Below are 18725 nucleotides of genomic sequence, written 5' to 3'. Positions count from 1 at the left end.
CTAGCTGAGCGGCGCGGTCTGTGCCAGCGCGTGGATGGCATCGTTCCGGCCGCGTCTGCCGAGCAGGCCATCACGCACACCGCGCCAGAGCATCTTGCGATAAAGAGGCCGTTCCGCAGCGGAATAGTGTCTGGTCTTGCGCGTCCACGCGATCAGATACCAGGTCAGGGCAAAGGGAAACAAAAGCCGTCCGGCTGCCATGCCCGCGATGGAGACGCCATTGCGGCAGAGGTAGTAGACCTTCCACAGCGGCCGTGTGGCCAGCCCCTCGCCCAAGGTCCGGCAGTCGTGCTCGAAGCGGATCGCCGGGTCCAGCATGATCCGCCCGCCCGTCCTGCGCAGCCGCAGGCTGTAGGTCACGTCGTCGCCATAGATGAACATCCCGCCTTCGGGCAGGCCGGTGCGCCGGACGCCGCCGCGGCTGATGAAATAGCCCACGAAGGAGGCCACATCGATATCCGTGGCCGGAGCGTCGGGGGCGAAATCGGCGTCCGACAGGTGAAAGCCCGAGCGTCCGCCGAGGAATACGGTCCGCATGAACAGATTGAAGTGCCAGAACGGATTGCGCGAGGGCCGGTTCATCTCGCAGAGATCGCCATCGGGAAAGAAGACCGCCGCGGCCACCACGCCAAGCGCGTTCGCTGCGACGGAACTCGGGTCTATTGCAGCGTATTCGCGCCGAAACAGGCCGAAAGCTCCCTGCGCCGGCCGGGCGTCGTCGTCCATGAGGACGGTCCAGTCGGGGTCGATCACATCGCGGATATGGCGCAGACCTGTCTCGAATCCGCCGGCACCTCCGGTGTTGTCTTCGAGCCGGATCACATGCAGTCGCGGGTCGGTGAGGCCGGCCAGCAGGGCAGGGGTCTCGGGGCTGGAGGCGTTGTCGACCACGACCACGTGATCGACCTCTTCGGCGAAGAGCCGGTCCAGCGTCACGGCCAGTGCCTCGGGCCGGTTGAATGTGACGACGAGGGCGGCGAGCTTCACAGCGGATCCTTGGAGAATACCGGCGGCTGGTGCCCTGCGGCCCGTGCCGCCAGCCATGCGGCCCCGGTATCCAGCGCCTCGCGGATCGTCACGTCCATATCGAGATAGCGATAGGTGCCGAGCCGCCCGACGAAGGTGACGTTTCGCGCCGAAGCGGCCAGATCGACATAGTCCCTGAGCAGAGCCTTTTCCGCCACCATCCGGATCGGATAGTAGGGGATGTCATCCTCGCCGCAGGCCCGCGCGCTTTCGCGGTAGAGCACAGAGCCCTGGTGCTCTTCCCAAGGGGCGAAATGCTTGTGTTCGGTGATCCGGGTATAGGGCACGTCGGCGTCGCCGTAGTTCATCACCGCGCAGCCCTGCCAGTCGCCCTCGGCGCGGAATTCTTCGAAGTCGAGGGTCCGGTAGCCGAGCCGCCCGAGCTTGTAGTTGAAATAGCCGTCTAGGGGGCCGGACCAGAAGACGTGATCCCAGTCTTTGGCTGTATCAGGGTCGAATTCCGTCTCCAGATGCACGTCGATGCCCGGATGATCGAGGATCCGCGCGACCATCGGCGTGTAGCCGTTCTGCGGCATCCCCTGATACTTGTGGAAGAAGTAGTTGTCGTCGTAATTGAACCGCACCGGCAACCGCTTGAGGACCGAGGCGGGCAGGTCGGTGGGCGAGCAACCCCATTGCTTTTCGGTGTAGCCTTTGAAGAAGGCCTCGTAGAGGTCGCGCCCGACAAAGGCGAGCGCCTGCTCTTCGAAGGTTTGCGGGTTGGTGATGGTCTGGTCGGCCTGAGCGGCGATGAAGGCGCGGGCCTCGTCCGGCCGCATCGTCCGCCCGAAGAACTGGTTGATCGTGTGCAGGTTGATCGGCAGCGAAAAGACCTGCCCCTGCGAGGTGGATTTGACCCGGTTGCGGTAGGGCAGGAAGGTCTCGAAGCTGTTCACGTAGTCCCAGACCTGCGTGTCGTCGGTGTGGAAGATGTGCGGCCCGTAGACATGCACCAGAACCCCGGTGTCGGGGTCGCGCTGCGTATGGCAATTGCCCGCGACATGAGCGCGCGTATCGACCACCGTCACCGCATGCCCGGCCTCTGCCAGCACCCGCCCGATGACGGCGCCCGACAATCCGGCCCCGACCATGATTACCTTGTCTGCCATTCTGCCTGTGCTCTCTACCCAAACAATCCGTTCGGGGATTATCGCAAACCGGCGTTGGACGATAGTCGAAATGCCCTGTATGACCGGCATATAGGCCACGCAGGGCAGAAAACCGGGCTGCCGGGGGCTTGTCAGGGGGATTCGCCGTTGACCGTATGGGGCATGGCGGTATCTTGTGGCCCAAAGAAAAAGGCCGACAGGATATAGGTCCGGACGGTTCGATTACAGCCTTTGGGGGCAGCATGCAGAAACTTGTAGGTCGCGCGGTGGCGCTTGCCTGTTGCGTCTTTTTGGCGGGCTGTGAGATCCCGCGCGGGGCCGGGTTGCGCAGCGAGGTTCTGGCCGTTCAGCAGGATTACGACGGCGATGGCGTCGAGGCCGTGGCCGATTTCGCCGTCTTTTCGGTGACCCGCAACAGCCTGCATGTTCTGGAAAGCTGGCCCGATACGGGACCGGCCCGCCGCAGCTGGATCAGCCGCACCGAACAGCCCGCGTCCTTGATCATTGCGCCGGGCGATACGCTGAAGGTCACGGTCTGGGACGCGGATGACAACTCGCTCCTCGCCGGGGCCGGGCAGCGTGCGGCGCAATTGCAGGATGTGCTGGTATCCTCGGGCGGGATGATCTTTCTGCCCTTTGTCGGCGAAATCCGGGTGGCGGGCATGTCGCCGCAATCGGCGCGGAACCGTATTCAGGAGCTCTATGCCGATACCAGCCCCTCGGCGCAGGTTCAGGTCAACGTGACCCCCGGCCGGGCCAATACCGTCAGCCTTGTCTCTGGCGTGGGCGTGCCGGGAGTCTATCCGCTGGCCGACCGCAACGTGACCTTGCTCAACATGCTGTCCGAGGCCGGTGGCGCCCGCGGAGCGCTGGTCAATCCGCAGGTGCAGTTGCTGCGCGGCAATCAGGTGTATGGCACGTCGCTGGCGCGCCTCTATGACAATCCGTCCCTGGATACCACGCTGGTCGGCGGAGACAGGATCATCGTCGAAGAGGACGAGCGCTATTTCCTGTCGCTTGGCGCCACTGGCACCGAAGCGCTGCATATCTTCCGCAAGGATCACATGACCGCGCTCGACGCCCTGTCGATCATCGGCGGCATCAACGATACCCGCGCCAATCCGCAGGGCATCCTGATCCTGCGGGAATATCCGCGCAGCGCCTTGCGTGCCGATCTGTCGGGCCCGCCGCAGGACCGGGTGGTGTTCACCGTCGATCTGACCACGGCCGATGGCCTGTTCAGTGCGGGCCAGTTCTCCATCATGTCGGGTGATCTGGTCTATGCGACAGAGAGCCCGATCACCGCGGCCAACACCATTCTGAGCCTGCTCGGCTCGACACTCGGGATCGCCAGCCGGCTCTGACCGGGGGCTTTGCAATGGGGCCGTCGTATCACAGGTGCCGTAACCTTGCGTGATCTTGAGCGGCCGGGGGTGACGGATGGGGTGTCGTTAACTTATCCTGCGGGCAGTCGTCGTGCGAGCATGGGTCGTTTTGCTATGTATTGGCCCAAGGTATTGAATCCGGAGTATTACATATGAAAACAGCCCAGCCGATTGCGGCCGCCATCGGACCCATGGCCATCACCATAAACGAAGGCGCGGATTTGCCCGCGAACGACAGCACCTCTGCGAGCATGGCCATTGGAGATAGCTTCGAGGGCACGCTGAGCCCGGTCGGAGATGCCGACTGGATCGCCATCGAGCTCGAGGCGGGGCAGACCATCAGGATCACGCTGGACGGCACGGGCACCGATCCTCTGAACGACCCTTTTCTGGTGTTTTACGATGCAGACGGCATCCGGCTGGCATCTGACGACGATGGCAATGGCGGGACCAACTCCGCGCTGATCTTTACCGCTACCGAAAGCGGCACCTACTACATCGAGGCCGGCAGCTTCCGCGATCGCAGCGACGGCACCTATACCGTCACGGTCAGCGAGGCAGAGCCGCTGACCCCGCTCGACGCTCTGGACTGGGGCGGCGAGACCGTGCCGGGCTCGGAGGACGGTATCATCACCGTCTATTTCGCCCCCGCCGGTGTGACGCTGGACGGCTATACCTCCGAGGGCTTCAATGACTACGAGATCCAGCAGTTCATGCTGGCCTTCGAATATGTGTCCGCGGTGGCCGACATCACCTTCGTGGTGACCACCGATCCCAATGCCGATCTGCGCGTGGTGCTTGACACCAACGAGATCCCGGCGACGGGACCGAACTCGTTTCTGGGCTATTTCAACCCGCCGGGCACATCCGGGGCCGGTATCGGGGTGTTCAACGGCAACAGCTGGGACCGCGCGCCGGGCGGCAGCCTCGACGAGGGCGGTTACGACTTTGTCACCATCGTGCACGAATTTCTCCATGCGCTCGGCATGGCCCATCCGCATGACAACGGCGGCGGTTCCGCGATCTTCGACGGTGTCGAAGATGCCTTCGACGACTATGGCGACTACGATCTGAACCAGGGTGTCTTTACGACGATGTCCTACAACACCGGCTATCCCGGTGGCACGCCGGGGGCTACCAACGAGGATTGGGGCTATGAGGCCGGGCCGATGGCGCTCGACATCGCCGTTCTGCAAGAGAAATACGGGGTCAATACCACCACCAACAGCGGCAATACGGTCTATGCGCTGCCTGACCTGAACGCCGAAGGCACCTATTGGCTGGCGATCTGGGACGTCGACGGTGTCGATGCGATCACCTATGACGGCGCACGCGACACGGTGATCGACCTGCGCCCCGCGACGCTCGAATACGAGGAAGGCGGCGGCGGTTTCGTCAGTCAGGCCGAGAATATCTCGGGCGGCTATACCATCGCCAATGGCGTGGTGATCGAGAACGCCATGTCCGGATCCGGCGACGACATTCTGCGCGGCAACGATGCCGGCAACACGCTCGATGGCGGGAACGGGTCGGATTCGCTCTATGGCGGAAACGGTCAGGACCGGCTGGTCGGCGGTGCGGGGGCCGATTACATGGAAGGCGGCGCGGATACCGATGTCTACGTCGTCGGCGTGTCCGGCGATGTCGTTGTCGAAAAGGCCGGCGAGGGGGCGGCGGATACCGTCGAATCCAGCATCACTTATACCCTGACCGCCCATGTCGAAGTGCTGCGTCTGCAAGGCAGCGCCGATCTGAACGGCACCGGCAATTCCGCCGACAATGCATTGGTCGGCCAATCCGGTGCCAACATCCTGTCCGGGCTGGCAGGCTTCGACATCCTGACCGCCAAGGCGGGAGACGACGTGCTGATCGGGGGGGCGGGCCTTGATTGGCTGGTCGGTGACGAGGGGGCCGATGTCTTCGTCTACGAGGCTATAGACGACAGCCTCGTCGGTCAGGAGCAACGCGATCTGATCAATGGGTTCGAGCACGGGGTCGACCTGATCGACCTGTCCGCCATCGCAGGCGAGGACACGCTCGAATTCATCGGAACCGCAGAGTTCGACGGTGCTGGCGTCGGGCAGGTCAGCTATGCCAGCTGGGAGAGCCTCGGCGTCTGGAACATCGTGTCGATCGATGCCGACGGCGACGGCGAGATGGACATGCAGATCTTCGTCAATCTCACCGATACGATGTCCGCCAGCGACTTTATCCTGTGATCTGAAACAGGCTCTGTTACGGCGCGACAGAGCCTGTCAGGCGGCTCCGAACTGCACCAGACGGGCCACCTCCCGGGTCAGTGCCCGGCCCAATCGCGCGCGCTCTGCGGCGATGCAGTCGGCATCGGTAAACAGCGCGGCAAGCCGCGTCTGCGCGGCGGCATAGTCGGCATGGAACGCGTCGTCCCAGCGGGCCGAATAGACGGCAGTCACCGCAGCCTCGACGCTGTGCCCCCAGAGATTAAGCCACGCCCCCGCCGGGATCCCCAGATCGTGCACCCGGTGACCGGGGCTGGCGTAATAGAGCGGCCGCGCCCCGCAGGCGAAGGCGTCGAACAGCTTTTCCGACAGGTAGGTCGGCTGGTGCGTGTTTTCGAGCCCGGACAGGATCCGTGTCCTCTGCCCGTCGATTTGCGCAATCTTGTCGCCATGCCAGTCGATCAGGTCGAACCGGCTGGGCCCATGCCCCCAGCTGGCCCCGAGCCGCTGCACACGGCCCTCGGTGCAGCTTTCGGCCAAGCGTGTTCGCCATGCGCAGAGCCCGACGATATCTCCGCTGGGCAGGACCATGTCATGGAACGCTTCGGGCCGCCGCTCGGCCATGAAGGTGAGGTCATGGGGCCGGTCGCCGAAGGCGGTTGCCCAGTCCTGCGCGGAGAGCGCGGCGTTTCGCCGGAACAATTCGGCATAGCGCTGAATGTAGCCGGGGTCTGTCAGCAGAAAGTAGGGAATCCGGTCGAAATCGAAGATCGCGCTGCGATGATGCGTCACCTGATGCGCCCGTATCGTGCCCAGATGGGCGGCGGGCAGGGTCACGGCCCGCGCCAACGGATCCGGCGAAAAGAGCGTATCCCAGAATGGCTCTTCCGAGATCAGAGCCACCGGCGTACCCGCGTCCGCCCGCTCTGCCAGAGGGCCGGACAGATCGGACAGGTTGTGCGGGTGGGCGATGACGATCAGGTCGGCCTCAGAGGCCGTATCGGTGAGCGTCACCTCATCCTGCCAGAGCGGTCTCAGGGCGTCATAGGCAAAGGGTTGCCGGTGGCTGTGCTTGCCGGTGACGCAGACCCGGAAGCGGGCAGGGCGGGTTTGCGCCGTTGGCGTGGAAAGCAGGCTCTGTTCCGGCGGAATAGACCCGGTCGAACCGCTCTGGCGCAGGCTGTGCAAGCGCTGCCGCGCTGTGTCCAAATCGCCGTCGGCAAATGCCCGAAGCAACGGATCGGTGCCGGCGTCACCTATCGCCTTCGTCAGGGCTGGCCCCGCCGCAAGCAAACCTGTGACCGCGCCTGGCGTCACCCCCTCCAGGAGCCGGGGCAGGGCTGCATTCGCCCAAGAAGCGGCATCATTGTGCCGGCTGATCAGGCTGGTCAGCGCGTCAAACAGTGAGGCGTCCGGCTCCGCCGGTTCGGCGCGGTGGCCCAGCGGCTGCCCGGCCACGTCAAGCCGCTCGGCGGAGTGCAGGGCCTGCCACCAGAGATGGAGTGTGCCGAAACTGCTCCGGCCTTCGGCGCAGCGCCCGATGACCGGCCAGCGCAGGAACATCCCGTCGAGACCCGGACGCAGGCTCAGGGCGCGGCTGAGGATGGCCTCCCCGGTTCGACCTTTCGGGTCCGGTTCCGCCAGATCCGGCCCGTCGATGACATGGCCCCGATCGTGGCTCCACTGGCGCAGCGGAAAGGCCATCACGTCCAGCGCCTCCGCCTCGGCGTGTTCGCGGGCCAGTGCAAAGGCGTCGCCGTCGATCCGCGCCCCGGCGCAGAAGAACACCACTCGGTCCCGTGCGGCGCCGGGCACCCGGAGGGAATCGAGCGCGAGATTGGCCGCCACCCCGAGATCCCCGTCCGCCGCGGTACCTGTCAGGATTGTCGTGACGGCCACCCCGGCGCCCCAGCCGACCTGCTCGGTAAAGCGCCCGATCCGGGCCGGGGTGTCGGCGCTGCCTCTGTCCTCGACGATCACCACGTGATCGCCTGCCCGCGTCAGCCCGGCGATGTCGCGGGCCAGATCCTCAAATGTCGGCCCGGCATCGCGGGCCAGATAAACAAAGGCGAGGCTGCTCATGTGGATGGCTCCATACGGGTCCGTATCCTTTGGGCCAGTCCCGCATCCGCGCCCTCGATCGCGGGGAGCCAAGGGGCGACGGTCGCGCTCAGGAACGCGGCTTCCCGGTGGCGCAGTTCGGATCGTAGTTCCGGTGCAATCTGACCTTCCCCCCAGTCGATCAGGCCGAGCACGAAGGTGCTCAAGGCACATTGCCAGTCCGGATCGGCCGCATCGGCGGCGACCATGACGGGGGCGAGGGCGTCGAAGACCTCGAGCCGCTCCGGCCCACTGCGGTTGGTCAGCCGCCCGCCGGCGGCATTGACGTGGTGCCATGCGCAGATCCGGTCGGAGGTGAGAATGCGGTCCGCCGCCAGATAGCCGAGCCAGTGCAGCGGGATGTCCTGATGCACCTGTGTCGCGGCACAGCCGATGTCGTGGTCGCGCAGAAAACCGGTCCGATAGACCTTGTTCCAGGGGTAGTTGGCCGTCTGGGCCAGCACCGGCCAGACCTGTGGCGGTGCGTCGCGCAGATGCCCGACCGACAGCCCCGCCCGTTCCCAGAAGACCTCGTCCCAATCGGGGTGGCCGCGCAGCGCCTCGGCTTGTACCCGGCTGTCGGCGTATTTGAACTGACAGAAGTCGAAATCGCCGGCACCGCCCAAAGCGGTCAGAAGACGGGGCAGCTCGTCGGTCAGCAGATCGTCGGCGTCAAAGAACAGCACATGCGGCTCGGTCACCGCCGTCAGCCCGAGATTACGGGCAACTCCGCCGCCCTTGGCATGGTCGTGCCGCAGCAGGATCATGCCCGGCCCCTCGGGGAGGGTGACCGGCGGCGTCGAGCCGTCGTCGACCACGACGATCTGGGCAAAGCAATTCATCGCTCTGGCCTGCGCCAGAAGCCGGGCGAGCCCGTCGGCATCATTGTGCACCGGGATCACCAGGGCGGGCCGCAGGGCTGCGGGGGGTGGCGCCCGACGTGCCGCGTCGATGGCATAGCGCGATCGCGACAGCCGCCGTCTGACAGCCCTCAGGAGCCGTCTGGCCACCCCTGTCATAGGGCGTAGATCCGCAAATCGTGCAGCACCCAATCGAGCGGGGCGGCGGGGGGCAGGAACAGCACCAACTCCCGCCAATCGGCCCTCTGCGGCAGATCGGGCAGATCGGCCGGGCACAGCAGATCGTGGTGATCGCTCTGCCGGGGCTGGCTGAGGATGTGGCGGCCGAAGAAGCTGTCCTGAAAACCGCCCTCGGCCAGCCCGGATCGCAATCCGACCCGGATCGCGGCGGCGTGCAGCGCGGACGTGCGCGCCACGATTCCGATCCAGCGCACATGTCCCAGATCTGCGGCCTCGCCGGGCAGGGCAATGTGCAGACCGAACCAGGCACCGGGCCGTGTTGCTTCGGTGTGCATCTCGACAAGGCGCCCGTCGGGGCTCGACCAGGTTCCGCTGAACCGCGCCTCCGGATCAAGGTGAAGCATCACGCCGGGTGCGAGGCCGGTGCTGTTCGATGTACTGAAAAGCGGCTCTGCTATGCCGTAATCGGCCCGTTCCCTGAGCGGCATCAGGGTTTGATCCAGTGCCAGAGGCGCTCTGTGCGACGTATCACTCATGGTAGAGCCGATTGACGATTTCAGAGCCGCCCGGCGCGACGAGCGCGTGCCGCATCATATTGCCCCACAGGGTGACGGCTTCGATCGCTTGCGGATTGAGGTGATCCTCCGGGGCAAGAGACTGCGGCGCCTCCAACGCCTGGGCAGGGGCGGCGGCCAGCGCCTTGGACAGTGGGCTGTTGTCAAAGTAGGCGGCGTCGGTGGCGGCCGCGTCGTCCTGAAACTGCTCGACCAGTCTTTCGGCCAGCGTCTTGTGAAGTTGCAGCGGCGTTTGCGACAGGTTCAGCGCCGTCATTTGCCGCCCCAGATGCCGCCCCAGTGTCCAGCGGGCGCTCGCCGCTTCGTCGGGCAACGCACCGATGGCGCGATGAAAGGCGCGGGCATAGGCCAGCGATTCGAGGCCCGGTGACGGGTTCGCCTCGAGCGTCTGCGGCCCGGGGTCGGTTCCGGTGACGAAGCTTGCGAAGTCGCGCAGCACATCGCCGCCGACGAAATGGCTCCGATCATAGAGCCGGACGTGGAATGCCTCGCCGAAGACCCGTTTCCAGCGTTCGAACCGCGGTGCATAGGTCATCCGTTTGACGGTTTGCGGCCAGTCGAGATAGCCGTCGAGATCACCTTCAAAGCTGCCGATCTTGGCCGATTCGGCGAACCGTGCCAGATAGGATTGCGGATGAGGCCGCACATAGGAGATCAGCCGCATCCGCACTGTCTGCCGGGGCATATGTGCTGCGAGCGCTTCGGCCAGATCGGCGGGATCGCTGAATTCGAAATGCTCGGCCGAGATCACCGCAAAGGGTGCATCCGAGGCGGCCATGTGATCGGCCATGACACCAAAATGGTGCGCCCGGGCGTCCGGATGCGGCAAGCTATGGGCCAGTGGCGCGTGATTGAATCCGGGCGGATAATAGATGCCCTGCGCCAGCCCCTGATCCCGCAGCCAGCTTTGGATGGCCGTGCTCCCGGTCCGAAAATCGCCCAGATGGAGGATCAGCTCTCCGATCATTCCGCGGCCCTCGCGGGGGCGGGCTGCTCGGTCCCGTGGCCGGGCGCCGTCGTCGGGTCCGGCAGGAACCGACTTTGCCAGAACCTACGGGAGGCAAGATCGCCGTAGCTTTCCTTGTAGGCCTGTTTCAGGCCGGGATAGAGCCTGATCCAGCGCCAAAGCTGGCGCATCGTCCTGAGCCCCAGCGCAAAGAAGCGCCGTTTGCTGTGCTGTACGGTATAGTGCCGCCCGGCCTGTCGATCTATGAAATCGGCCCGGCGCAGGCCCCAGATCGGCCAGATCAGCCCACGATCGCGGATCGGTATGACCCGGTCCTTGCCGATCAGCCGCCAGCCGGGAATCAGATGCCCGTTCAGCGACAGTTTCAGCAGTATGGTACTGACCCGCCCCGGTTCCCGATACGTTTGGGGCTCCGGCAGATCGCCGCCGATGTCTTGCCATGCCTCGTCGCGGATCAACGCTCCGATCTGAGGGCGCTTGGCCGCCATATCGGCGTTCTCGGCAAAGAAGGCAGGCCCCTGCATCAGATCGGCCCAGGACATGAGCTGTGCCTCGGCGCTGTCGTAGTGCATCCGCACCAGGGAGCGGGCGATGAACCACAGGGCGATCCGCGCGGTGCCCATCGCTCCGATCTCCATGCCGTCGTGCACCATGTGCTGGTGCAGGTGATTGCGCAGATCGAGATACAGGGTCTGCGGGCTTTCCTTGGCGGAAAAATCCTCCTGGAACGAGACCACGCCGGACAGGGTCACGATCTCGAATGGATGCGCGAGGCTGAACGAGATGTCGTCGCCGCGCACGAAGAACGGGAACGGGTAGTGTTTCACCTGATCCAGCGGGAAGGCGAAATACCACCATCCACCGTAGAAGCCTGCCGGTTTCGGTTGGCTGGCGGCGAGCTCCATGGTGGCGACCTCTTCCGGGTCGCGCAGGTCGGTGCCGTTGAATTCGGGCCGGCAGAAGCGGTCGAATACAGCGCCGTTTTCCCAGATCGCCCAAGGTGCACCCGCCGAGATCATCGCCCCGGCCACCGCCGCTTTCGGGCTGTGTGCCAGCCGCAGGAAGGCCAGCGTCCGCACGAGGCTCTCCATCTGGAAGGAGGCGTCGTCGTCCATGAACAGGCAATGGCTGAACCCGCCATCCTGAGCCGCGGCGAGACCGCGGGCAAAACCGCCGGCGCCACCGAGATTGGCATTCTGGATCAGGGTCAGCCGGGGGTGGGCGGGCAAGCTGACGCTTTGGCCGTTATCCACCACGAACAGATGCACATCCGCCCCCATCGCCTCCAGCAGCGCCGCCCCCGGGCCATCCAGAAACGCACAGATGCGGGCCACGGTCCGGGTCACGTCCGCTTCGCGCCGGAAGGTGGTGATCGACATCGCCAGATTGAGCGGCGCCCGCTCGGCCACCGGGGCAGGCAGGGCGGCGCTGTAGCTGCCACCGGTCAGCACGGCGGCGCTGTAGCTGCCACCGGTCAGCACGGCGGCTTCGCGGGCGGTCAGTTCAAACGTGACGAGCCCTTGATCCGGGGCTGCCCCCGCCGCCGCAAGCAGGGGGGCAAGCTCCAGATGCACCGGCTCTGCCGACAAGGTCACCGGCCCCTCGTAGAGCGCGTGATGGACATCGTCGGGCAGGGTCAGAACGACGCGCAGATCGAACGCACCGTCGCCGGTCAGATCCAGCTGAAGTCCGTCGAGCTGGCACGTCTGTGCCCATGTGCCCAGATTGAACAGGGCCATATAGGTGTCGAATGCGGCCGTGCCGCCGCGGCGGAAGTGAACCTCCTGGGCATCGAGGTCGAGGGCCGTTCCGGCATCGAGCCGCACGAAGATCTCGGTCTGATCGCTGATCGCGGGATCGGGCAGGGTGAGCCGTTGCAATATCAGCCGTCCGGCCGAGGCATCCGTCACGTCTTTGCTGGGCGGCTCGGAGCTTGGCGTCGGGCGCTTTCGGCGCAATGAGAGCATGCAGATTATCCTTTTGATCGCCCCCATGGGTTATGCGCAAAATCGAGGGCACCACAACCGGTCTGCTTGAAATCGCGCCGATCGCCGTGGTCCGCCGTCTTGGGGGAGGGCCTATTGTTCGAGCACCCGCTTGTAATGCGCCCGTAGGAAGATCAGCCCCAGCGCCAGAAGCCCCAGCCCCAGCCCGAAGCAATAGGTCAACGAGACGTAGCTGGCGTGATAGGTGGTATAGAACCCGGTCCGGGTCCAGCCGACCACGTGGATCAACGGGTTCCACCACAGGATGTCCTGCGCGATGGAGGGCAGGTCCTCGTACAGAAACAGGATCCCCGAAGCCAGGAACAGCGGTCGCGTCGCCACCCCCCAAAGCTGCCGCCAGATCGGAAACAGCCCGAACAGCACACAGTTCAGCGTTCCGACTCCCAGCCCCAGACAGGCGGCCATTCCCATGCCCGTCAGGATCGGACCGATATCGAGCACGGTCTGGGTGTCGACAAAGGTCAGGATCCCTGTGAACAGCACTGCAGAGACCGTGGCCCCGGTGATCAGGTTGAGAAAGAACCGTGCCAGGACCGCATCGAGCCACGTCACCCCGGGATAGGCCAGAAGCGGGCGCGAATAGTTCAGCGCACTCTGGGTCTTGTTCGCCAGCTCGGTATAGATCGAGAAGGGCATATAGCCGGTGGCGTAGTAGAGCATGAAGCTCGTCCCCAGCGACGGCGACCGCAACATCAGCGAGAACGCGATCGACAGCACCAGGATCACGCCGATCGGCTCTGCGATCACCCACAGATACCCGCCCGGAGAACGCCCATAGGTCGATCCCATTTCGCGCAGCATCAGCGCCGTGATCGTGCGGGCCGTGCGCACGGCCGCCGATGACCGGGCGAGTTGCGGCAATGAGAAGGCGTCGTCTGTGTTCATGCCAATGTGCAAAGCACAGCGCAGCCGCCCCGGCAAGCGCAGAGGTGCCTTTGCCCCGACGCCTGGCCCATCGCGCGGGACCGTCGGCGGAAGACCACCGGTCCGGCCCGTCGGGTGTCCCGTCCGCGGCTGGCTGTTCATCGCCGGCCGCCTCGCGTATTCGGGGGCGGTGTATCTTGCTCAGGGAGCTTCTCATGCCCGTGTCTGCCCCTCCGACCCGCGTTCTGGTGACCGGCAGTGCTGGCTTTATCGGGTTTCACCTCGCCCGCCTGCTGCTGGCCGAGGGCATCACGGTGCATGGCTTCGACGGGATGACCGACTACTACGACGTCGGCCTCAAGCGCGATCGCCATGCCCTGTTGGCGGCCCAACCCGGCTTCAGCGCCACCGAGGCCTTGCTGGAGGCCGACGGGGCCTTTGACGCCGCTGCCCGTGCCTTTGCTCCCGACGTCATCGTCCATCTGGCCGCCCAGGCCGGGGTCCGCTACAGCATCGAAAACCCCCGCGCCTATATCGACGCCAATATCGTCGGCACCTTCAACGTGCTGGAGGCGGCCCGCGCCCTGAACGTGGATCATCTGATGATCGCCTCGACCTCTTCGGTTTACGGGGCCAACACCCAGATGCCCTATGCCGAAAGCCATAAGGCCGACACCCAGATGTCGTTCTATGCCGCCACCAAGAAGGCGGGCGAGGCGATGGGCCATGCCTATGCCCATATCCACAAGCTGCCCGTCACGATGTTCCGGTTCTTTACCGTCTATGGCCCGTGGGGCCGCCCCGACATGGCGCCCTACAAGTTCACCAATGCGATCCTCAACGGCGACCCGATCGACGTGTACAATCACGGCAACATGTTCCGGGATTTCACCTATGTGGAGGATCTGGTCCGGGCCATCCGGTTGCTGATGGACGCCGTTCCGGGCGGCCCGGAGACGGCGGTCCCCGGTGACAGCCTGTCCCCGGTGGCCCCCTACCGCGTCGTCAATATCGGCAATTCCGACAAGGTGCGCCTGACCGATTTCATCGCCGCGATCGAAGCGGCGACCGGCCTGCAAGCGACCCGCAACCTGATGGACATCCAGCCCGGTGATGTGCCGGCCACCTGGGCCGATGCGAGCCTGTTGCAAGCTCTGACAGGGTATCGCCCAGAGACCGATATCACCGATGGCATGGCCGCGTTCGTGGCGTGGTTCAGGGATTATTACGGCCGATAGGGCGAAACAGAGCCTAAAAGTCGGTGCCCGCCTTCTCCTGTGTCTCGATCGTGGTCGACAGCCGCAGCACCAGTTCTGAAAACGAGCTCCACGGACTGCCGAGGAAATGCTGCGCCCGCGCCAAGAGCAGCACATCGGCCAGCGCATATTGCAGCTGTTCTGCCGAGCGATCAAAGAGCGGCCGCTCCAGCCGGGAGACCCGGTCGCCAAAGGCCGCCTCGAACGCCGCGTAGCTTTCGGCTGTATCGGCGGCGAGGAAGGCCCGCGCATCGGGCATCGTGTCGAACACCGCCCTCGTGCGGGCGATGAACCGGTCGTGATGGCTTTGTTCGCGCCAGTGCTGGATCGCGGCGTGGCTGTCCGCCGTCCAGTTTTCGGGGCTGTCGTAGCTTTGCAGGGCGGTCCCCGGTGCACCCTGCATCCGGATGTGAATCCCGATATCGGGGCGCGGCCTGCTCCGGCTGTGCCCGCGCACCAGCGCCATCACCTGCGGGCTGGGTTGCAGCGCCCGCAAGAACGCCACATCCGGCCCCCAATGACTGGCCGGATGATTGAGCACATAGGCCGAACGGACATAGACATCGCGCCCTTCGGGCAGCGAGAGGGGCGCATCTTTGACGGCGCCGTCCTCCATCTCCATATAGCTGATCCGGGTGGCGCCGTCGGGGGCGCCGCTCTGTTCCAGCAGCGGACCGTCGTAGCGGTAGAGATCGCTCAGCCGCGCCTCGCAATGCTGATCGGGTTCCCAGACGACAATCATTTTGCGCCCGGTGGCCCGCGCCACGGCGGCCGCAGAGCCTATCGCCCGGAGCCGGTTGCCCAGCCCGTGCCGGGCGTCGATATAGAGCCGCCGCGCCCCGCCCGGGATCACGGCGGGAGACGGTGGCCGGGGCGGTGCCTTTGTCTCTGCGAGGGGGCCTGTGGTCGGGAAGGCCGTATTTGGGGCCAAAAGAAGCGGGGCGGTCGGCACCGTGCCCCGATCCGGGCCGCTGTCGAATTGGCGGAGCAGGTCCAGCCCGGCCGTCAGACGGAGGACGGGGCTGGCGGCGTCGTGGTCCGCGTCTTGCAGGCTCACCTCCGGTGCCGGGCCGAGCGTGGTGTGTGCAGGCAGGTGGACCAGATCCTCGAACAGCCCGCCAAAAGTATGCCCCGGCGCGTCATGGCCGCGCAGGACAAGGTGCCGTCCCGTGCCGCTTGCCGCGGAAACGAGGCTCTGTTTCAGCGCGGTCGCGGTTTCCGGCCGTGCCTGAAGGGCCGCAAGGTCGAGATCGACGACCAGATGCCTGTCGGCCACCACCGCATCGAGCGGGGCGCGTGCCAGCATCAACGCCACATGGAGCGCCGTGGTTCCGCCCAGCCTGCGCACCGTGAGGAGCAGATCGAGCGCCTCGTCCTCAAGTTCGAACACCCGGGGGCCAGCCTGCCATGACAGCATCTCGCGCCCGGCCAGCCGCTCGGCGGTCCGCTGCATCGGGGCGGGCACGGGGTGCGGCAGCGGACCAGAGCGGCGCAGGATGCCGTCTGCGTCGGCAAAGGGCTGCATCCGTCGCGCCGGCGTCCAGTCGGGCATCAGCGTGGCGATCAGCCGGTTGGTCCGGATCCCATACATCGGCAGCGCCCGCAGATCGGTCCAGCCGGTGGCCAGCGCCTCGGGCACGGCCGACAGCCGAGCGGTATCGTCATGGTCGATATGGGCGACGCTGCCGGGGGCCAGATCGACCCGCGCCACCCCGGCCCGGATCAGCCGGTCATAAAGCTCGTCGTCATCCCAGCCATAGCGGGTGATATGTTCGTTGAACCCTTGCACGGCGGCCAGATCGGCCCGGTGGGTGTAGAACACCCCGTTGATGTATTCCTGCCCCTGTGGCGCGGTCCGCCAGTTGCCGCTGATCACTTGGCCGCTGTGCAGCGAGTTGGTCTCGAAGAAGTCGGGCGCGAGCCGGATATCGGCATCGGCCTTGAGAATGCGACCGTGCCGCGCCAGCCGGAAGCCGAGGTTGAACGCCCATGTCAGCACCCATGCGGGCTCGTCCTCGACGCGCGCCACCCGGATCCGCGGATCGGCCAGACCGGCGGTGGCGAGGCTGTCCGAGACCGGAATGTCGGAGGACCAGTCGACGATGACCACTTCGCACACCTCGGGAGCGGCGAGCCACGAGCGGAGGGCTTGCAGCAGGTTCTCCGTCCGGTTCCGGCTGGCGGTGACCACGCTGACGCCGGGCAGGGCGGGCTGGTCTGCGTCGAGGCCGGGGGGCAGGGTGCTCTGTCCGCGCATCGGGGCGGTGATGGGGTGGGGGCGGAGCGCATCGAGCCGGGCCGCGCGGTCGGCGGCCAGATCGGGGCCGATCCGCGTCAGCCCGGTGCGCAGCCGCGTGACGATCGCTTCGGCTTGATCCGCTTTGCCGTCGGAAAACAGTCTCTGTGCCGCCTGAAAATCCACCTCGAACCCATCATGCAGATCGACGGGCGGAGACAACTGCGCCCGGATGTGACGCGGATCGGTCATGCGCCCTCGACCGGTTTGGCCAGAAGGATCCCGGTTTGCCAGCCATAGGCTCCGGGCCGCACGATCCGCACATCCATCCACGCCCCCACCCGCGCCAGCCAAGCCTCGCGCCGGTAGACGCAGCGTTGCAGCCAGGGCGTGGTGCGGGTGACGAAGGCGGTCCAGTCCCGCCCGAGCATCCCGGTTTCGGCATCGAGCGCGGCGACGTGGTCGTTGGACGGGTGCGCGGGTGCGGTCCGCGCCACCTCGGCCAGCGTGTCCTGATCCGAGATCGTCAGATAGAGCCTGCCGCCGGGTTTCAGCAGCCTGCGCATCTCCAGAAGCCATGCGTCGCCGAGCTCGCCGATATGGGTCCAGACCGACCCGGCAAAGATCAGGTCGAAGTGCCGGTCCTCGAAGGGCAGGTGCGGCTGTGTGGTATTGGTGAAGAACTGAAACGGTGGCGACAGATGCGCCTGCGCCCAGTGGATCGCCGCGGCGTGCAGATCGGACCCCCAGACCTCGCCCGCCTGCGCCTCGGCCTCCAGATGCCGCAGCATCCGGCCTGCCGAGCAGCCGAATTCGAGAATGCGTTTGCCCATGGTGTCGAACCCGTCCTCGGCGAGGATCGCCTTCATGTTGCGCACGTCCGCCTTGCCGGAGGACAGGTAGAGATCATCCTGCCATTTGCCGTCCTTGTAGCCGTAATAGTGCCTGAACTCGGTGGGCGGGATACGTTCGGCGAGCGGCAGGGCGGCGGCCTCGGGGCTCATGGCATAGAGCGCAAAGCCCGCCTCGCTCCGCGCCTCGGGATAGTAGGTGCCGGCCAGATTGCTGGCGCTCATCAGCAGGGTTTCCAGATCGCGCAGGGACGGCGCTCCGATCCCGTCGCGGAACCGGTCGTGATGGGCGCGGGTGGTATCCGCCTCGGTGGGCGCTGCCGCCGGTGCGGTCGGGGCAGCGGGAGGTGGCTTGGCCTTTCTGCCGAACATGCCGGATCCTTTGCATCGGTATTTGGGGTTTATCGCCTGCCTTGCTGGCCTCGTCCATCACTTCACTGCCAGCGGTGATGTGCCCGAAACGCCCCGTCTTCGCGCACGAAGGCCAGATCGACATACCCCAGTGCGCCGTCGAGAGGCCGGGTCTGATAGCTGAGGATATCGTAGACCGCAAAGCCATGCGCTTGCATCCATGCGACGATGGTGCCGAAATCGCCCAAGGCCGCATCCCCGGCGGGGTGGAACATGTTCACCTCCATTACCACGAGATCGGTGCGTTTGAGTACCTCTTGCCCGCCTTTCATCACGTTCAGGTCAAAGCCCTGACAGTCGGTTTTCAGCACGATCGGCCCGGCCAGATCCCGCCCGCCCAGAACCCCGTCGAGGGTCTGCACCGGCACCATCCGCACATCGGACCCGGTGCCCGGATTGGCCAGAGTGGCCACTTGCACAGCCCCTTCGGGGACGCGCATCGGAAGGGTGCCTGCCTCGGCCCCGAGGGCCAGCATGTGGTACTCCCCCCGGTAGCGGCCGGTGAGCGCCTGCATTCGCGTCTCCAGCTCCGCCACCGGTTCGAACAGGATGTGATAGGCGTCGGGAAAGCCCTGCTGCAATTCGGGCGTGCCGTAACAGACGCCCACGTCGATCACCGTGCCGGGCGCAAAGCCCCGCTCTTTGACAAAGCCCACGAATTCTTCGAAATCGCGCAGGGGGCGGCGGGGCATGGGCAGTTC

The 18725-nt window shown here is 65.6% G+C and carries 14 protein-coding genes; 3 read left to right on the top strand and 11 right to left on the bottom strand.

Annotated elements, in window-relative coordinates; all coding sequences use genetic code 11:
• Together LOM8899_RS16930 and glf are read right to left on the bottom strand one after the other, a co-directional pair.
• Entirely contained in the window at nt 1–987 is a 987-nt protein-coding gene (locus tag LOM8899_RS16930; RefSeq protein ID WP_168770579.1) for a glycosyltransferase, read from the bottom strand.
• Complete coding sequence (gene glf / locus LOM8899_RS16925) at nt 984–2135, bottom strand: UDP-galactopyranose mutase (protein ID WP_093993438.1); 1152 nt, start codon at nt 2133–2135, stop codon at nt 984–986. Before glf ends, LOM8899_RS16930 begins: the two co-directional genes overlap by 4 nt.
• A gap of 242 nt (nt 2136–2377) precedes the next feature.
• On the opposite strand from glf, the gene LOM8899_RS16920 reads away from it, so the two are divergent.
• Both LOM8899_RS16920 and LOM8899_RS16915 read left to right on the top strand, forming a co-directional pair.
• Nucleotides 2378–3499: a polysaccharide biosynthesis/export family protein gene (locus tag LOM8899_RS16920; protein WP_093993437.1), complete on the top strand. Its 1122-nt coding sequence runs from the start codon at nt 2378–2380 to the stop codon at nt 3497–3499.
• Nucleotides 3500–3672: 173 nt separating this feature from the next.
• Nucleotides 3673–5739: a M10 family metallopeptidase C-terminal domain-containing protein gene (locus tag LOM8899_RS16915; protein ID WP_093993436.1), complete on the top strand. Its 2067-nt coding sequence runs from the start codon at nt 3673–3675 to the stop codon at nt 5737–5739.
• Between the two features lie 36 nt (nt 5740–5775).
• Here LOM8899_RS16915 and LOM8899_RS16910 read toward each other — a convergent pair whose 3' ends face one another.
• From LOM8899_RS16910 to LOM8899_RS16885, 6 genes are all read right to left on the bottom strand, one after another.
• Complete coding sequence (locus tag LOM8899_RS16910; protein ID WP_093993435.1) at nt 5776–7800, bottom strand: hypothetical protein; 2025 nt, start codon at nt 7798–7800, stop codon at nt 5776–5778.
• Nucleotides 7797–8837: a glycosyltransferase family 2 protein gene (locus LOM8899_RS16905; protein ID WP_093993434.1), complete on the bottom strand. Its 1041-nt coding sequence runs from the start codon at nt 8835–8837 to the stop codon at nt 7797–7799. The genes LOM8899_RS16910 and LOM8899_RS16905 overlap by 4 nt, the downstream gene beginning before the upstream one ends.
• Nucleotides 8834–9394 carry a hypothetical protein gene (locus LOM8899_RS16900; protein ID WP_093993433.1) on the bottom strand — a complete coding sequence of 187 codons (561 nt, stop codon included), beginning with the start codon at nt 9392–9394 and terminating at the stop codon, nt 8834–8836. The genes LOM8899_RS16905 and LOM8899_RS16900 overlap by 4 nt, the downstream gene beginning before the upstream one ends.
• Nucleotides 9387–10400 carry a hypothetical protein gene (locus tag LOM8899_RS16895; RefSeq protein ID WP_093993432.1) on the bottom strand — a complete coding sequence of 338 codons (1014 nt, stop codon included), beginning with the start codon at nt 10398–10400 and terminating at the stop codon, nt 9387–9389. The genes LOM8899_RS16900 and LOM8899_RS16895 overlap by 8 nt, the downstream gene beginning before the upstream one ends.
• Nucleotides 10397–12367 (bottom strand): glycosyltransferase family 2 protein, encoded by a 1971-nt coding sequence (locus LOM8899_RS16890; protein ID WP_168770578.1) that lies wholly within the window; start codon nt 12365–12367, stop codon nt 10397–10399. The genes LOM8899_RS16895 and LOM8899_RS16890 overlap by 4 nt, the downstream gene beginning before the upstream one ends.
• A gap of 111 nt (nt 12368–12478) precedes the next feature.
• Nucleotides 12479–13291 (bottom strand): ABC transporter permease, encoded by an 813-nt coding sequence (locus LOM8899_RS16885; RefSeq protein WP_093993430.1) that lies wholly within the window; start codon nt 13289–13291, stop codon nt 12479–12481.
• 194 nt (nt 13292–13485) lie between these two features.
• Between LOM8899_RS16885 and LOM8899_RS16880 the strand changes: the two genes are divergently transcribed.
• On the top strand, nt 13486–14508 hold the full coding sequence (locus LOM8899_RS16880; protein WP_093993429.1) for an NAD-dependent epimerase/dehydratase family protein: 1023 nt from the start codon (nt 13486–13488) through the stop codon (nt 14506–14508).
• 13 nt (nt 14509–14521) lie between these two features.
• On the opposite strand, the gene LOM8899_RS16875 is transcribed toward LOM8899_RS16880, so the two are convergent.
• The 3 genes from LOM8899_RS16875 to LOM8899_RS16865 form a co-directional block, all read right to left on the bottom strand.
• Nucleotides 14522–17014 carry a galactosyltransferase-related protein gene (locus LOM8899_RS16875; RefSeq protein ID WP_093993428.1) on the bottom strand — a complete coding sequence of 831 codons (2493 nt, stop codon included), beginning with the start codon at nt 17012–17014 and terminating at the stop codon, nt 14522–14524.
• Nucleotides 17011–17985: a class I SAM-dependent methyltransferase gene (locus tag LOM8899_RS16870; RefSeq protein WP_093993427.1), complete on the bottom strand. Its 975-nt coding sequence runs from the start codon at nt 17983–17985 to the stop codon at nt 17011–17013. The genes LOM8899_RS16875 and LOM8899_RS16870 overlap by 4 nt, the downstream gene beginning before the upstream one ends.
• A gap of 62 nt (nt 17986–18047) precedes the next feature.
• Complete coding sequence (locus LOM8899_RS16865; RefSeq protein WP_093993426.1) at nt 18048–18716, bottom strand: FkbM family methyltransferase; 669 nt, start codon at nt 18714–18716, stop codon at nt 18048–18050.
• Nucleotides 18717–18725: the final 9 nt, after the last annotated feature.

Origin of the sequence: Flavimaricola marinus (assembly GCF_900184895.1) — a bacterium.
Taxonomy (GTDB): domain Bacteria; phylum Pseudomonadota; class Alphaproteobacteria; order Rhodobacterales; family Rhodobacteraceae; genus Flavimaricola; species Flavimaricola marinus.
This window is presented reverse-complemented; position numbering and strand designations above follow the sequence as displayed.

Excerpts from the sequence above, each read along its gene's own strand:
- glf (WP_093993438.1), bottom strand. The coding sequence starts at position 2,135 with ATGGCAGACAAGGTAATCATGGTCGGGGCCGGATTGTCGGGCGCCGTC.
- LOM8899_RS16920 (WP_093993437.1), top strand. The coding sequence starts at position 2,378 with ATGCAGAAACTTGTAGGTCGCGCGGTGGCGCTTGCCTGTTGCGTCTTT.
- LOM8899_RS16915 (WP_093993436.1), top strand. The coding sequence starts at position 3,673 with ATGAAAACAGCCCAGCCGATTGCGGCCGCCATCGGACCCATGGCCATC.
- LOM8899_RS16910 (WP_093993435.1), bottom strand. The coding sequence starts at position 7,800 with ATGAGCAGCCTCGCCTTTGTTTATCTGGCCCGCGATGCCGGGCCGACA.
- LOM8899_RS16905 (WP_093993434.1), bottom strand. The coding sequence starts at position 8,837 with ATGACAGGGGTGGCCAGACGGCTCCTGAGGGCTGTCAGACGGCGGCTG.
- LOM8899_RS16900 (WP_093993433.1), bottom strand. The coding sequence starts at position 9,394 with ATGAGTGATACGTCGCACAGAGCGCCTCTGGCACTGGATCAAACCCTG.
- LOM8899_RS16895 (WP_093993432.1), bottom strand. The coding sequence starts at position 10,400 with ATGATCGGAGAGCTGATCCTCCATCTGGGCGATTTTCGGACCGGGAGC.
- LOM8899_RS16890 (WP_168770578.1), bottom strand. The coding sequence starts at position 12,367 with ATGCTCTCATTGCGCCGAAAGCGCCCGACGCCAAGCTCCGAGCCGCCC.
- LOM8899_RS16885 (WP_093993430.1), bottom strand. The coding sequence starts at position 13,291 with ATGAACACAGACGACGCCTTCTCATTGCCGCAACTCGCCCGGTCATCG.
- LOM8899_RS16880 (WP_093993429.1), top strand. The coding sequence starts at position 13,486 with ATGCCCGTGTCTGCCCCTCCGACCCGCGTTCTGGTGACCGGCAGTGCT.
- LOM8899_RS16875 (WP_093993428.1), bottom strand. The coding sequence starts at position 17,014 with ATGACCGATCCGCGTCACATCCGGGCGCAGTTGTCTCCGCCCGTCGAT.
- LOM8899_RS16870 (WP_093993427.1), bottom strand. The coding sequence starts at position 17,985 with ATGTTCGGCAGAAAGGCCAAGCCACCTCCCGCTGCCCCGACCGCACCG.
- LOM8899_RS16865 (WP_093993426.1), bottom strand. The coding sequence starts at position 18,716 with ATGCCCCGCCGCCCCCTGCGCGATTTCGAAGAATTCGTGGGCTTTGTC.